General features: G+C 71.2%; 12 protein-coding genes and 1 tRNA gene. 3 read left to right on the forward strand and 10 right to left on the reverse strand.

Translation table 11 applies throughout. The features are described from left to right. Positions 1–61: 61 nt before the first annotated feature. Positions 62–1,324: an IPT/TIG domain-containing protein gene (locus ACTWP8_RS00005; protein WP_443320050.1), complete on the reverse strand. Its 1,263-nt coding sequence runs from the start codon at positions 1,322–1,324 to the stop codon at positions 62–64. Between the two features lie 692 nt (positions 1,325–2,016). Between ACTWP8_RS00005 and ACTWP8_RS00010 the strand changes: the two genes are divergently transcribed. Further along, positions 2,017–3,294 (forward strand): DUF1996 domain-containing protein, encoded by a 1,278-nt coding sequence (locus ACTWP8_RS00010; RefSeq protein ID WP_443320051.1) that lies wholly within the window; start codon positions 2,017–2,019, stop codon positions 3,292–3,294. Positions 3,295–3,365: 71 nt separating this feature from the next. Here the strand turns inward: ACTWP8_RS00010 and ACTWP8_RS00015 are convergent, their stop codons facing one another. After that, positions 3,366–3,818 (reverse strand): hypothetical protein, encoded by a 453-nt coding sequence (locus tag ACTWP8_RS00015; protein WP_443320052.1) that lies wholly within the window; start codon positions 3,816–3,818, stop codon positions 3,366–3,368. 231 nt (positions 3,819–4,049) lie between these two features. Here ACTWP8_RS00015 and ACTWP8_RS00020 point away from each other — a divergent pair, with 231 nt between their 5' ends. Further along, the gene (locus tag ACTWP8_RS00020) at positions 4,050–7,199 is read left to right on the forward strand and encodes an alpha-N-acetylglucosaminidase (RefSeq protein ID WP_443320429.1); all 3,150 of its coding nucleotides are present in this window, start codon (positions 4,050–4,052) and stop codon (positions 7,197–7,199) included. A 105-nt stretch (positions 7,200–7,304) separates the two neighbouring features. Here the strand turns inward: ACTWP8_RS00020 and selB are convergent, their stop codons facing one another. From selB to ACTWP8_RS00035, 3 genes are all read right to left on the reverse strand, one after another. Next, positions 7,305–9,095: a selenocysteine-specific translation elongation factor gene (gene selB, locus ACTWP8_RS00025; RefSeq protein ID WP_443320053.1), complete on the reverse strand. Its 1,791-nt coding sequence runs from the start codon at positions 9,093–9,095 to the stop codon at positions 7,305–7,307. After that, on the reverse strand, positions 9,092–10,375 hold the full coding sequence (gene selA, locus ACTWP8_RS00030; protein WP_443320054.1) for an L-seryl-tRNA(Sec) selenium transferase: 1,284 nt from the start codon (positions 10,373–10,375) through the stop codon (positions 9,092–9,094). The genes selB and selA overlap by 4 nt, the downstream gene beginning before the upstream one ends. Positions 10,376–10,398: 23 nt before the next feature. After that, positions 10,399–10,493 (reverse strand) — tRNA-Sec (locus ACTWP8_RS00035). A 48-nt stretch (positions 10,494–10,541) separates the two neighbouring features. Here ACTWP8_RS00035 and selD point away from each other — a divergent pair. Further along, positions 10,542–11,537: a selenide, water dikinase SelD gene (gene selD, locus ACTWP8_RS00040; protein ID WP_443320055.1), complete on the forward strand. Its 996-nt coding sequence runs from the start codon at positions 10,542–10,544 to the stop codon at positions 11,535–11,537. On the opposite strand, the gene ACTWP8_RS00045 is transcribed toward selD, so the two are convergent. The 5 genes from ACTWP8_RS00045 to ACTWP8_RS00065 all read right to left on the reverse strand — a co-directional run bounded on the left by ACTWP8_RS00045 (position 11,445) and on the right by ACTWP8_RS00065 (position 13,983). Then, positions 11,445–12,140 carry a MauE/DoxX family redox-associated membrane protein gene (locus tag ACTWP8_RS00045; RefSeq protein ID WP_443320056.1) on the reverse strand — a complete coding sequence of 232 codons (696 nt, stop codon included), beginning with the start codon at positions 12,138–12,140 and terminating at the stop codon, positions 11,445–11,447. The two genes, selD and ACTWP8_RS00045, sit on opposite strands and share 93 nt — an antisense overlap. A 15-nt stretch (positions 12,141–12,155) precedes the next feature. After that, complete coding sequence (locus ACTWP8_RS00050) at positions 12,156–12,626, reverse strand: hypothetical protein (protein WP_443320057.1); 471 nt, start codon at positions 12,624–12,626, stop codon at positions 12,156–12,158. Positions 12,627–12,734: 108 nt separating this feature from the next. Continuing rightward, a complete protein-coding gene (locus ACTWP8_RS00055; RefSeq protein WP_443320058.1) occupies positions 12,735–12,911 on the reverse strand; it encodes a hypothetical protein in 177 nt (58 codons plus the stop codon). Further along, entirely contained in the window at positions 12,908–13,468 is a 561-nt protein-coding gene (locus tag ACTWP8_RS00060) for a hypothetical protein (RefSeq protein ID WP_443315852.1), read from the reverse strand. Before ACTWP8_RS00060 ends, ACTWP8_RS00055 begins: the two co-directional genes overlap by 4 nt. After that, positions 13,468–13,983, reverse strand: coding sequence for a hypothetical protein (locus ACTWP8_RS00065; protein WP_443320059.1), 516 nt, complete (start codon positions 13,981–13,983; stop codon positions 13,468–13,470). Before ACTWP8_RS00065 ends, ACTWP8_RS00060 begins: the two co-directional genes overlap by 1 nt. Between the last annotated feature and the right edge of the window lie 3 nt (positions 13,984–13,986).

Genomic DNA, 13,986 nt, shown 5'->3' on the forward strand with positions numbered 1-13,986 from the left:
CGGCCGGAGGCGCGGGGGGGCTCCGGCTCCGAGGCCCCTCCACTGAGCGGATCGCAGCGGATCAGGTATACACGTACGCTACGGCGTTACTGGTGCCGCTGGGCGTGGTGACCTGGACCTGAACAGTGCCGGTGCCCGCCGGTGCGGTGGCCGCGATCACGTCGTCCCCCACCACCACGAAGCCGTCGGCCGGTGTGGTGCCGAAGTCCACCGCGGTGGCGCCGGTGAACCCGGAGCCGTCGATGAAGACCAGATTGCCGCCGGCCGCCGGACCGGTATCCGGAACCAGGCTGTTGATGCTCGGCGGAGGGGCCGGAGCGTAGACGAAGGGCAGCGTGTTGCTGGTGCCCAGGGGCGTGTCCACGGTGACAAGGACAGTCCCGGTGCCCGCGGGCGTGATGGCAGCAATCGCGCTGTCCGACACCACGCTGAATTCGGTCGCCGGGGTGGTGCCGAAGTTCACGCTCGTGGCGCCGCTGAGCCCGGAACCGTTGAGCACGACGAGGGTGCCGCCCGCGGCCGGCCCGGTCTCCGGGACCAGGCTGGTGAGCGTGGGTGTCACAGGCGCGTAGGTGTACGCCTGGGTGTTGCTGGTGCCGTGCGGAGTGGTGACGCTGACCTGGACCGTACCGGTCCCGGGGGGAGCGATCGCGGTGATGGAACTGTCGGAGTGCACGGTGAAGCCGGCCGCCGGGACGGCTCCGAACGTCACGCTCGTGGCACCGGTGAACCCGGAGCCGGTGAGCGAGACCGGGTTGCCCCCGCCGACTGGGCCCGAAGTCGGGCTGAGGGCCGTGAGAACCGGTGGCGCCGGTGCGGGCGGGACATAGGTGTACGACACGGAGTTACTCACTCCGGCCGGGGTGATGACGGTGATGCCTACCGTGCCGGTGCCGGGCGGGGCCACAGCCGTGATGGTGTTGTCGCCCGTCACCGTGAAGCTGATGGCGTTGGCCGTGCCGAACTTGACCGCTGTCGCACCGGTGAAGCCGAAACCGGTGATGGTAACGGCGTTTCCACCGGCAGCCGGCCCCGAGATGGGCGATACCGAGGTGATCACCGGCACCGGCACCGGCGCCGGGATGTAGGCGTATTGGACGGAGTTGCTGGTTCCGGCGGGTGTGGACACCTTCACCCCGACGGTGCCGGTACCGGGCGGGGCCACAGCGGTGATCACGTTGTCAGTCCACACGGTGAAACTCGAGGCGTTGGTCGCCCCGAACTTGACCGCGGTAGCCCCCGTGAAGCCGGAACCGAGGAGGCTGACCGTATTGCCCCCCGCGGCCGGACCCACGCTCGGGGCTATGAGAATGATGAACGGCATCGTTTCGCCTTTCGTTGGTTGATCGCGTGCATGCCACACCCAGCTCGGCGGACGCCGGTTGTCCCGGCCCGGATTCCGGACATGAGATGCCCTATGCGGAGGAGTGCGCAGAAACAGGGAGGCGCGCCATGCCGATAGGCCTTGCCACTGCGGTGGGCCCGCGGCGCCGCCCTGACACCCCGCCACTTCCCAGAGAACCGAATATGAGATAGACACCAAAAGGGCGCAATCAGGGCGCAGAAGAGCAAAAACGCTAAGTATGAATATGTAAATTAGCGCCAGAAATACTCACTTTGCGCTGAAGTGCGCCGCTGGGGCGGGGCCGTCGCCCCCCAGGACCGCTTAGCCGGACCGGCCCGATATGACCGGCCCTGGGACCAAATGCCGTTGGCGAATCCCACGAACCCGCATCCGCTCCTGAACGCGGCCCCACCCCTCGCCGTATGAAACGGAGCTTCTCCGAACCGGGAGGCCCCCCATCTTCCGGAACGACGTAGAGGGGTTCCATGAAACTCAAATCGCACAAACGCTCCCCTGTGGCAGGCAGGGCGATCGCCGCGGCGGCCGCCCTCCTGCTGGGAGGCGGTGGACTGATTGCCATCAATGTCTCCGCCTCCGCCGGTCAGGGGGGCGACTCCTCCCAGGAACAGCCGGCCGAGGTCCAAAATGCCTCAACCATCGACTGTCCGGAGGTGCGAGATCAGATAACCGAAGTACCGCAAGATGCGCAGCCGGAGGTGGACAACAAGCTCGCGGAGCTCGACACGCAGGTCGGCGATGCGTACGAGAAGATGGTCCAGAACCGGGATGCCGCGGAAAGTGATCCGAACTTCGTGCAGAACTCGGTTCTCGATCCGCTAGCGGAACAGCGCAGGACCACCATCGATGACATCTCCTCGTCCATCGGCAACGACGCCCCCGAGGGCCTCGACCAGATGGCCGAGTGCCAGCTCAAGGAGGGCGGTGCCGTCGCGGACGACGGCCAGAACCAGGCCGACGACGGCCAGGTCCAGGACGGCGGCCAGGACCAAGGCGGCGAGGACCAGGCCGGACAGGACCAGGGCGGCGGCGAAGCACAGGCCGGCGGGCCCTCCCCCGAGGACTTCGTCGACATCACCCAGGTCGAGCCGAACGTCCAGGAGCCGCAGGAGCAGCAGGGCGCTTCGACCGGCACCTTCACCACCAACTGCGGCGTCAACGAGAACGCGAACCGCAACTCGGACAACGTCATCGTCGCCCCTGGCGTGAGCAACGGTGCCCAGCACATGCACGACTACGTGGGCAACCAGGAAACCGGCGCCTTCGTGAGTGACGACGACCTCGCCAACGGTGATACCAGCTGCCAGAACCAGGGAGACCAGTCCACTTACTTCTGGCCGGTGCTGCGCGTGCAGGACGGCCAGGACGAGCAGGACGCGAATGCTCCCGGCGGTGGTCAGGACGGCAACATCGGCACGATCCAGACGCCGTCGGAGGTGACTCTCGAACTCAAGGGCAACCCGGCCGGCGACGTCGTGGCGATGCCGCGGTTCCTGCGCATCATCACCGGCGACGCCAAGGCATTCACCAACGGAGACGCCAACGCCAATGCCTCGTGGAGCTGCACCGGATTCGAGGACCAGGTGCAGCTGAAGGACAAGTACCCGCTCTGCCCGGAGGGCGAGCAGGTGGTGCGCACGTCCAAGTTCCAGAGCTGCTGGGACGGTCAGAACATCGACAGCGCCAACCACCGTACGCACGTCGACTTCGCCAATGAGGACGGCTCCTGCGACAACGGCTTCCAGGCGATTCCGCAGCTCGTGCAGCGGCTCGTCTACGACGTCCAGCCGGAGCCCAACTTCGCGGTCGACTCCTTCCCGGACCAGTTGCACAAGCCGATCACCGACCACGGTGACTTCATCAACGTCTTCTCCGAAGACCTGATGCAGGAGGCTGTGGACTGCATCAACGAGGGACGGCAGTGCCAGTAGAGCCGTCCGGCAGACCCTGACCGGACAGCGGTTCTCGGGCTCCCCCAGCGGAAGCTGGGGGAGCCCGGTCGTTATCCCTGATGGCCGCTGTGACCCTTGCGCGAAGGACCTCCGCCAGAGGAGTGACCGCCGTGCGCGGGTGCGGTCTCGACCTCCCCGCCGAGCCGGCCGCGCAGCGTTCCGATCACCTTCGGATCGCCCACCGCGACCCACTTGCGGCCCACCAGATACGAGCCGCCGTAGGCCTGCGCACTGCTCAGCCAGTTCTGCTGGCCGATGTTCGTCTTGAACGTCGCCAGCACGTACTTCCCGCCCCGCGTCTTGCAGATGCCCTGCCGGATCTCCGTCGCGTCGATCTGCATATCGGGCTTGCACTTGGCCTTCTCGGCCAGCTGCTCCACGGTCCCCGTCGCCGTCTTCGGCACCTTCTCGCCGTCGTCCTCCCCGCCGCCGCACCCGGCCGCGAGCAGCAGCACGGCGGACAGGACGGCGGCACGGCTCGGAATACGCCTCAGTGCTCGCATCGATGACCTCCTGACGGGACTCAACTCAAGGCATGACGGCACACGCCGCCACTTCCCCCTACGGGAACCGCGGACGGATCACTCAGCTCCCCCTCCGGGCGCCCCCGTCGCGCGCCCCATTGCTCCCCCTTGGCCCCCTCATTAACGTGCACCCCGCACACACATGACGCCGCACCACCGCATCGTTACGCACAGTGGGGAGCGCACGTGACCGATCCGCTCAGCCGCCGGATGGCCAGACGGACTCTGCTCGGGACCGCGGGAGCGCTCGGCGCCGCCGCGGCCCTCGGCAGCGGCCCGCCCGCGGCCGCCGCAGAACCGAAGACGCTCATCACCGCCCCGGCGCTGGCCGCGCTGGGGCGTTTGCTGCCCCGCCACGCCGACCAGTTCCGGCTGAAGGTGCTCGCCGGGGGGAACGAAGGGCGCGAGCGCTTCCGCGTCTCCGGCTCCACCGGCCGTATCGAGGTGTCGGGCACCAGCCCCGCGGTGCTGCTCACCGGCGTCCACTGGTATCTCAAGTACGTCTGCGGGGCGCTCATCTCCTGGGCGGGCACGCAAGCGAACCTCCCGCGCCGGCTGCCCGCGCCCGCCCGCCCCCTCGAGCGGTCCGCGACCGTGCAGAGCCGCTTCGCGTTCAACGACACACACGACGGCTACACGGGCCCGTACGCCGACTGGCCGCGCTGGGAGCGGCTCATCGACGTCATGGCGCTGCACGGCTTCAACCAGATCCTCGTCACCCCGGGCCAGGAAGCCGTCTACCACCGCCTCCTCCAGGACTTCGGCTACTCGGACGAGGAGGCGCGGGCCTGGCTCCCCGCCCCCTCCCACCAGCCGTGGTGGCTGCTGCAGAACATGAGCGCGTACGGCGGCCCGATCAGCCCCGAACTCCTCGCCAGGCGGACCGACTTGGGCCGGAGGATCACCGGCCGGATGCGCGAGCTCGGCATGGCGCCGGTGCTCCCCGGCTACTTCGGAACCGTCCCCGACGGCTTCGCGGACCGCAACCCCGGGGCCCGTACCGTCCCGCAGGGCACCTGGGCGGGCCTGAAGCGCCCGGACTGGCTCGACCCGCGGACCGAGGCCTTCCGCGAGGTGGCCGCCGCCTTCTACCGCCACCAGGAAGAACTCTTCGGCCCCGCATCCCACTTCAAGATGGACCTGCTGCACGAGGGCGGCAGCGCGGGGGACGTGCCCGTGCCGGACGCGGCGCGCGCCGTTGAGCGGGCCCTGCAGACCGCCCGGCCCGGCGCCACCTGGGTCATCCTCGGCTGGCAGGACAACCCGCGCCGCGACCTCCTCGACGCCGTCGACAAGGACCGGATGCTGGTCGTGGACGGGCTCTCCGACCTGGAGACGGTGACCGACCGCGAGGACGACTGGGGCGGCACGCCGTACGCCTTCGGCACCATCCCCAACTTCGGCGGGCGCACGACGATCGGCGCCAAGACCCATATGTGGGCGGAGCGTTTCACCGCCTGGCGCGACAAGCCGGGCAGCAGGCTCACCGGCGTCGCCTACATGCCCGAGGCCGTCGAACGCGACCCGGCGGCCCTGGAGCTCTTCAGCGAGCTGGCCTGGCGGAGCGAGCCGGTCGAGCGCGCCGCCTGGTTCGACGGCTATGCGGACCTGCGGTACGGCGGACGCGACGGGCACGCGCGCGATGCCTTCGCCGCCCTGCGCGACACCGCGTACGAGATCAGCAGCCGGGACGGCCGCCCGCACGACTCCATCTTCGCCTCCCGCCCCAGCCTCACCGCCGCCTCCGGCACGTACTACGCCACCCACACCCCCGCCTTCGACCCGGCCGGGTTCGACGCCGCGTTCGCCGCGCTGCTCGGCGTACGGGAGGGGCTGCGCGGCTCGGACGCGTACCGCTACGACCTCACCGACGCCGCGCGCCAGGCCCTCGCGAACCGCTCCTGGCAGCTGCTGCCGCAGCTGCGGACCGCCTACGAGCGCAAGGACCTGGGCACCTTCCGCGTCCTGGCCCGGCTGTGGCTGAAGCTGATGGCGCTGAGCGAGGACGTGACCGGGGCGCACCGCCTCTTCCTCCTCGGGCCGTGGCTGGAGGACGCCAGGCGGATGGCCACGGGTGAGACCGAGTCGGCGCGGCTGGAGCGGACGGCGCGGGTGCTCGTCACCACCTGGGCGGACCGGGTCACGGCGGACGGCGGGCGGCTCGCCAACTACGCCAACCGCGACTGGAACGGCCTCATCGGCGACTTCCACCTCCCCCAGTGGCGGGCCTACCTCGAGGAACTGGAGGACGCCCTCGCCGAGAACCGCGCGCCGAAGTCCTTCGACTGGTACGCGGTCGAGGAACCGTGGACGCGCGAGCGCAAGGGCTATCCGCTGCGGCCGGTGAGCGACGCGTACCGCACGGCGCGGCGGGTGCGCGACGTGCTGGCCACGGCCCCGTACCAGGGCCTGGTGACGGTCACCGCCGAGCCGTCCACGCTGCCGCCTGGCGGCGCCGCGCAGGTCGCTGCCGCCTTCCGCAACGTCAACGGCCTGTCCGCAACCGGCCGCGTCGACTTCACCCTGTCCGGCGTCGACGCCGAGCCCGAGGGCTCCCCATCGCTGCCGCGCGTGGAGCCGGGCGGCAGCGGCACGGTCCGCTGGCGCGCGACCGCCCCCGACAAGCCCCTGGACCGGCCGCTGAAACCGCTGCCGTACGACCTGAGCACGGAGTACGGCCCGGAGGGCGAGGACCGGGTGCGGGTCGTCCACCCCGGCGCGCTGTGGGTGGCGGGCCCGCTGGCGGACGGCTGGAGGACCGTCACCAACAACGAGGCCGTCTTCGGACAGCTCGACGACCGCATCGGCATCGACGGGGCGGGCGCGGATCTGTGGCGTGCGACGGCGGAGTTCGGCGCCGTCTACCGCGAGGGCGCGCTGGCGGGCGGCACAGCGGTGACCGTACGGGTCGACGCGCAGGCCGTCACGGGCCCCTGGGCGCGGTCCGGGCTCATCGCCCGCAACAGCCTCGCGACAGCCGGCTCCCCCGGCTTCCTCAACCTGTCGGTGACCCCGGCCAACGGGGTGGTCCTGTCGTACGACACGAACGGCGACGGAACGCTGGACGCCTACCAGCGCGTCACGGGCGTACGGGCCCCGGTTCTGCTCCGGCTCTCGCGCGACGCGGACTCGGGCGCGTACACCGGGGAGTTCTCGGCGGACGGCGGCGCCGGCTGGCGCACGGTGGGGAGGGTTTCCGTGCCGGGCGCGGCCGGCCGGCAGGACGTGGGGCTGTTCATGTCGGCGGCGAACGGCGGGAACGGCGCGCGCGGGACGGTCGAGTTCAGCGGCTGGGAACTGACGGAGCCGGAGGAGGCCAAGGGCTCTGCGGGCTCCCCGGACCCCGCTCCCGCCGGATGAGCACGGGCCATCCGGTCGCGGCCCCGGTGGCAGGCACGCTGGACACGGTCATCGGCCTGACGGTCGTGGGCGTCGAGCTGGTGGCGCGGCACTGAGCCGTCCGCGTCAGGTCGTTGCACGGTGCGTTGGCCGGCGCAGTCGTCGGTGGCCGTCGTCGGTGACTTTCTCGGTGATGCCTTGGCGATCGAAGTGTTCCAGCAGGGGGACGACGACGCGTCGTGGTGCGGCCAGGGCGGTTCGTGCGTGGCTTACGCGGAAGGGTGCGGGCAGCCGCTGGAGTACGGCGATGGCCTGCTCTATCGCGTCCGGGGTGAGATAGACATCCGGTGCCAGTCGCACGAGCACACCGTGCCGGGTCAGCGCATGGAGTTCGGCGGCGCTGACCCCGAGCTCGCGCCACCGGTGGGCGGTCGGCGCTCGAGGGCCCGCTGCGGCGAGTTCCCGGTGGGCGATCTCGGCGACTCTGTGCAATGCGGCCGGCAGGGGGGCTTCGGCCAGGCCGATGCGCCCGTGGTCTTCCCTGAGCTGGGGCGACATGATGAGGTCGATGACGCGGGTGCCGGGGAGTCCCAGTGCGTCCCGTATCTGTTCCCTGGTGAGTTCCGCTGCCGTGGCGGACTGCTGTTCGTGGTGAGTCCACACCAGGATCAGCAGGCGTTCGGCGAGCTGCCGCCGGTGTTCGGGGTCGATCAGCCATTCCTGCTCCGGCCGGCCGGCGGGCAAGGGGATGCCGAGACGGCGCACGTCGGCGCTGCGGACCAAGCCGCGGCGGGTGAGCTCGTCGGCGAGCAGCGGTCTTCCGGTCGCGGATTCCAGTGCCGCCCTGCGCCGCCCTGCCGCGCCGCGACCGGCCATGTGCGGGGGCATCGGGTCCAGCACGGTTGCGCCCAGCACCGCACGGGTGGCGGGGTCGCGCACCGCGAGCCGGTCTCCCACATGGAGCGGCAGCGGTGCGGACAGCCGGAGCCGGCCGAGGTCGTCGGCGAGCCGGCGCAGCCGGGCGGGGCGACGGGCCGTGCCGAGGTGGCACATGACCTCGGCCGGCAGCGCCGGTGGATTCGCGCTCGCGCCGATGGCGTGCAGCCGGACGTCGACCAGCGTGCCGGCGACCCATGCGTCCGGAGTGAGCAGGGCGCTGCCGCGGGGCACCGCGTCGAGCGGAACGCGCCGGAGGTTGACCGCGAGGCGGGTGGGCCCGGAGGCCTCCGTCACGGATCGCTCGCACACCTGAAGTCCCCGGACGGTCGCGATCGGGCCCTCCGCACCGGATGGGCAGAGCTCGACCCGATCCCCGACGCGCAGCGTTCCGCCGAGCAGCGTGCCGGTCACCACGGTGCCCGCGCCGGAGACGGTGAAGGCCCGGTCCACCCACAGCCGTACCGGTCCCGGACATGGCGGGAACGCCGGAGCGAGCTGGTCGAGCGCGGAGCGCAGCGCATCGAGACCCTGGCCGGTGTGCGCGCTCGTCGCCACCGGGGCCGGGGCCGGGAGGCCGCGCATGAGCAGCTCACGACGGGCGACGGCCGCCGTGGGTCCGGGATCGGCCAGGTCGCAGCGGGTGATCACGAGAATCAGCTGCGGCACGGCGAAGGCGGCCAGGGCGTCGGTGTGTTCGGCGGTCTGTGCGGCCCAGCCCTGGTCCGCGGCCACCGCCAGCAGCGCGGCACGGACGGGGCCGAGTCCGGCCAGCATGGTGTGCAGGTACCGCTCGTGTCCCGGCACGTCGACGAAGGCGGCCCGCCGCCCGCTCGGCAGGTCGCACCACGCGAACCCGAGATCCAGGGTGAGCCCACGGCGTCGCTCCTCGGCGAGCCGGTCCGGGTCACGGCCGGTGAGTGCGCGGACCAGGGCTGTCTTGCCGTGGTCGACATGCCCGGCGGTGGCTACGACGATCACGACGCGGTGCGCACGGCGTCGACGACCTGGTCGTCCTGGTGCGGATCGATCGTGCGCAGGTCGAGCAGGCAACGACCGTCCATCACCCGGCCCACGACCGGCTGCGTGCCGGCACGCAGCGCCGCGCCGTACCGCTCGGGCAGGCTGAGCGCCACGCTGGGCAGCACCACGTCCGGCGCCCCGCCGCCACCCACCATGGCCGTCGAGGCCACGATGCGCGCGTCCACACCGGACAGCTGAGCCGCCATCCGCTGGGCGCGCGCCCGCAGTCCGGCCGGCTCGGCGTACAGCGCCTGCACGACCGGTGGGCGCGGGCCACGCACGGTCGCCTCCAGCGCGGCCAGCGTCAGCTTGTCGGTCCGCAGCGCGCGAGCCAGTGGATGCCGGGCCAACTGCCGGACCATGCCGGCCTCGCCGAAGATCAGGCCGGCCTGCGGACCACCCAGCAGTTTGTCCCCACTCGCGGTCACCAGCGCCGCGCCGGCCCGCAATGCGCTCTGCACGTCGGGTTCCTCGGGCAGTACGGAGTCCCGCCGCAGCAGTCCGGATCCGACGTCGACCACAACCGGAACGTCGAGTGCGGACAGAGCGGCGACGCCGACCGACTGCACGAAACCGGTCACCACGAAATTGGACGGATGCACCTTCAGTACGAACGCGGTGTCCCGACCGACCGCCGAGAGGTAGTCGTCCAGGGTGGTCCGGTTCGTCGTACCGACCTCGCGCAGCCGGGCGCCCGTGCTCTCCATCAGCTCGGGCAGCCGGAAGCCATCGCCGATCGCGACCAGTTCGCCCCTGCTGATCACGATCTCCCGCCCCCCGGCGAGGGTGACGGCGGCCAGCGCCAGCGCGGCGGCATTGTTGTTCACCACGTGCACGTCACCCGCCTCGGGCACGGCCGCCAGCAGCGCCTCGCGCACGCCGCGGCCACGGCGTGCCCGGCTGCCGGAGGCAAGGTCGAACTCGACGTCGGTGTACCCGGCGGCCGTGACGAGGGCGTCGACGGCCGCGGCCGACAGCGGGGCACGGCCGAGGTTGGTGTGCACGACGACCCCGGTCGCGTTGATCACCGCCTGCAGGCTGCTCGCGGTCTGCGGCAAGGTCCGCCCAACCTCGGCGAGCACCTCGCCGGGGGCGATCTCGCCCCGCCTGGCCCGCTCTTGCGCGGCGTGGACGACGCCTTTGACCGCGTCTCGCCCCAAGTGGGTGATGGCAGAGTGCAGTTCCGGTGCGGCGAGCAGCGCGTCGGTGCGGGGAACACGGCGCCTTGGATCAGTCATCGATGGCGCCCGTCGTGGAAGTCTGGCGGAGGCGGACGGGAATCGAACCCGCCTGGCCGGGAGCCCCGGCCACGTCGGTTTTGAAGACCGCGGGCGCCACCAGGCGCCATACGCCTCCACGTTGAGGGCTTCCCTGCGTGGGAAGAACGTGTGATTGGCTGGAGTCATGGAGTCGATCAGCGGTACCGAGGTCCGCCTGACCCAGTACGCGCGCGGCGGCGGCTGTGCGTGCAAGATTCCGCCGGGGGAACTGGAGGAGGTGCTCGCCGGCCTCGCCCGGCCTTCGGAGCATCTGGTGGTCGGTGCGGAGCACGGGGACGACGCAGCCGTGGTCGCCCTCGACTCCTCGAGCGGCGTGGTGGCGACCACCGACTTCTTCACGCCCGTCGTGGACGATCCCTATACGTGGGGCCGTATCGCCGCGGCCAACGCGCTGTCCGATGTGTACGCCATGGGTGGGCGTCCGGTGGTGGCGGTCAACCTGCTGTGCTGGCCCCGGGAGACGCTGCCCATGGAGCTGGCCGCCGAAGTGCTGCGCGGCGGGGCGGACACCGCGCGCGCCGCGGGCTGCCCGGTCGGTGGCGGGCACAGCGTGGACGACGCGGAACCCAAGTACGGCATGGCGGTGACCGGCGTCGTCGATCTCGATCGCATGCTGCGCAACGACTCCGGCCGCCCCGGTCTGCCGCTCTCGCTGACCAAACCGCTCGGCATCGGGGTACTCAACACCCGGCACAAGGCCACGGGCGAGGTCTTTCCGCAGGCGATAGCGGCGATGACGGAGCTCAACGACCGCGCGAGCGCCGCCGCCGTTTCGGCAGAGGTGCGATGTGCCACTGATGTCACGGGATTCGGTCTGCTGGGTCATCTCTACAAGCTGGTCCGGGCGAGTGGGGTCTCGGCGGTGCTGCACGCCGACGCGGTGGGCTATCTGGACGGTGCGAGGGAAGCGGCGAAGGACGGCTTTGTCAGTGGTGGCACCCGGCGCAACCTCGCCTGGGTGGAGCCCCACGTCGGCTTCGGGGCCGTCGGTGAGATCGAACAGCTGCTGCTGGCCGACGCACAGACGTCAGGGGGGCTGCTGGTCGCCGGTGAGGTGCCGGGTGCGCCGGTGATCGGCCAGTTGGTGCCCGCGGGGCAGGCGTCGATCACCGTCCGCTGAGCCACCGACCGCTGAGCCACCGCCCGCTGAGTCACCGACCGCTGATCCCCTGGAATTCGCGACCAGCGGCAGCCCGACCTGGAGGACGACCGCCACCATCAGACCTCCGGCGACGACGGTCATCGCCCACACGGGCGATGGCAGCGGGCCGGTCCGGTCGGCGTCGGTGAGCCGGCCGGCGAGCCCGCCCAGTCCGCCGAGGCTGATCGCCAGTGCGCGCAGCACGGTGTGCGGGCCGAACCGGTCGTGGCTGTCCAGACAGCCGCAGCGCGGATGCCCGCCGCGCCTCAGTTGCACGCCGGCGTACCCGGCGAAGATCCCGCCCAGCACGACCATGCCGAGCATCGGCAGCCACGTCGGCGGGAACACCAGTCCCCCGCGGGTCGCCGGCGGCAGGACGAGCGTCATCGCCCCCAGGCCCAGCGCGAGCTCGGCGACCGGCAGCGCCCACGCCAGCCAGGTGACGTTGGCGGCCACGACCCGCCCGTGCTCGCTCAGCACCAGCGCGAACGCCGGGCGGTGGCGCAGTTTCCACCACCCGGCGTTCAGCAGGACGAACCCGCTGCCGGTGGCGCCGACGGCGCCGAGCAGCGTCCAGTTCATCTTCCGTCGTCTCCTTTACGGTTGAACCAGCAGCGGCAGCACGAGCACCGCCTGGCCCGCGGTGAAGGCCAGCACGAGCGTGACCTTCAGCCACTTCTCCCAGGTGCTCCAAGCCAGGTCCCACTCACCGCCGGCGCCGTAGTACAGCGAGCCGATGGTCATCGCCGCCCGGCCGAGACCGAACGCCGCACCGGCCGCAAGCGCCGTGAGGGGCCCGGCGAACCCCGCTACCAGCACCAGAGCCGCGTAGGGCAGTCCGGACGGCACGTAGGTGCGCATGCCGGTGCCCATCTCGATCCCGAACTGCAGCGGACCGAAGAACCGGCCGTGCCGGAACACGGTCTCCGGGACCAGCCGGGCGTTCTGCGGGAGCGGGAACCGCGGCCACCCGAACTCCCGGGCGGCCAGCACCACCAGCACCACCAGGGTGGCCCCGGCCACGACGGTCACCGGCAGCACCGCGCGCAGCACGGAACCGACGAGCATCACACCAAGGCCACTGATCACTCCGCCCAGCACCAGGCCGAGCGCGAAAGCATAAGGGGGCAGACCTCGCCAGACCGACGAGCCCAGCACGGAGGCTGAGTTGCGGCTTCAAGTGGAGCCGCTGGTCGCGAACCCCGCCGCGGCGCCGGTCACCAGCCAGGGCCACAGCGAGTGCGTCCCCGCGCCGGGCAGCGGCAGCGCGGTGGCCACGCCCGCGACCGCGGCGGCAGTGATCAGTGCTGCTGCGGTCGCGGGATGCCAGGTCAGACGGCGAGCCGGCCTCATGACACCAGAGCCCGGCAGATACTGAACACGGTGTTGGTCTCACCGCCGGCAGTCACCGTCATCTCCCCGTCGGAGCACCGGTACGCCTTGCCGTCCGGAGTCGTCCACTTCCACGCGTTCTTCTGCTCACTCTCGCCGCACATCGTGGAAACCGGCGCGTACTTGGTGACCTTGTCACCCTCCGTCACCTCGTCGGCGCGATACCAGCCGTTGGCGTCGCAGTAATCGCTGGAGACCGGCCCGCCGAAGCACGCCCCGGGGGCGTCCTTGAACTGACCGCCCTCGTCCGCCTGCTCGTCATAGCCGCTGGGGTAGGCGTCCTTGCAGTCGTTGCGGTCCCAGCCCGTCAGCCCGCCCGGACTCTCCTCGGCGAAGGCCCGCCCGCTGTTGCCCCAGGTGAGCGAGAGAGCCCCCACGGTGAGCGCCGATGCGGCCATGCCGCGCAGCACACTTCTGCGCGAGGCGGGCTTCTTCAGCCCGCGGAGCGCCGTGGTGGGCTGCAGGTCACCGTCATCATTCCGGTTGACCAAGGGTATTTCAGCCAGGTGTGACGTCATCACGACGACCTTTCCATCGGTGGGGCCGAGGGGGTGACCGCGAGTGCACCGGCGATGTCGCGCTCGCTGCTCGGGAGGTGCAGCGAGCCGATGGTGCCGTCGGTGCCGACGGTCAGGAGTACGGGCGGACTCAGGTGGGCCAGCGACGACCACGCGTCGCGGTCCTGGACGAGCTCCAGCGCGTCGGGCAGCGACGACCACCGCTCCGGCGGCTCGTAGGTGAGCAGCACCGGCCGGAAGTCGGGTGTCGCCATCTCCGCAAGGACGGCGGCGGCGTGCCGGCACAGGGGGCAGCCGGCGTCGGCGACCAGCACCGTTCGCTCCCGGCCCGGTTCCGCGATGCGTTCCACGAACGACGGGGGCAGCACCAGTTCTGCGGGGGGCACCGCGGTGCCGGCCCGCTCGTCCAACCGCCGCCGCAGCATCCGCACTTCTCGCAGCACCGCGGCGAGAGCGAGATAGAGAATGACGATCGCGATCCAACTGAGGATCACCAGAGCGAGGGTGGCAGACATGGA

The sequence above is a fragment of the Streptomyces sp. 7N604 genome (genome assembly GCF_052245475.1).
In the GTDB taxonomy this organism is placed as follows: Bacteria; Actinomycetota; Actinomycetes; order Streptomycetales; family Streptomycetaceae; genus Streptomyces.

What these genes read in the sequence shown, in the direction of transcription:
- ACTWP8_RS00005 (WP_443320050.1), bottom strand. Translation starts at nt 1,324, where the DNA reads ATGCCGTTCATCATTCTCATAGCCCCGAGCGTGGGTCCGGCCGCGGGG.
- ACTWP8_RS00015 (WP_443320052.1), bottom strand. Translation starts at nt 3,818, where the DNA reads ATGCGAGCACTGAGGCGTATTCCGAGCCGTGCCGCCGTCCTGTCCGCC.
- ACTWP8_RS00020 (WP_443320429.1), top strand. Translation starts at nt 4,050, where the DNA reads ATGGCCAGACGGACTCTGCTCGGGACCGCGGGAGCGCTCGGCGCCGCC.
- selA (WP_443320054.1), bottom strand. Translation starts at nt 10,375, where the DNA reads ATGACTGATCCAAGGCGCCGTGTTCCCCGCACCGACGCGCTGCTCGCC.
- selD (WP_443320055.1), top strand. Translation starts at nt 10,542, where the DNA reads ATGGAGTCGATCAGCGGTACCGAGGTCCGCCTGACCCAGTACGCGCGC.
- ACTWP8_RS00045 (WP_443320056.1), bottom strand. Translation starts at nt 12,140, where the DNA reads ATGAACTGGACGCTGCTCGGCGCCGTCGGCGCCACCGGCAGCGGGTTC.
- ACTWP8_RS00050 (WP_443320057.1), bottom strand. Translation starts at nt 12,626, where the DNA reads ATGCTCGTCGGTTCCGTGCTGCGCGCGGTGCTGCCGGTGACCGTCGTG.
- ACTWP8_RS00055 (WP_443320058.1), bottom strand. Translation starts at nt 12,911, where the DNA reads ATGAGGCCGGCTCGCCGTCTGACCTGGCATCCCGCGACCGCAGCAGCA.
- ACTWP8_RS00060 (WP_443315852.1), bottom strand. Translation starts at nt 13,468, where the DNA reads ATGACGTCACACCTGGCTGAAATACCCTTGGTCAACCGGAATGATGAC.
- ACTWP8_RS00065 (WP_443320059.1), bottom strand. Translation starts at nt 13,983, where the DNA reads ATGTCTGCCACCCTCGCTCTGGTGATCCTCAGTTGGATCGCGATCGTC.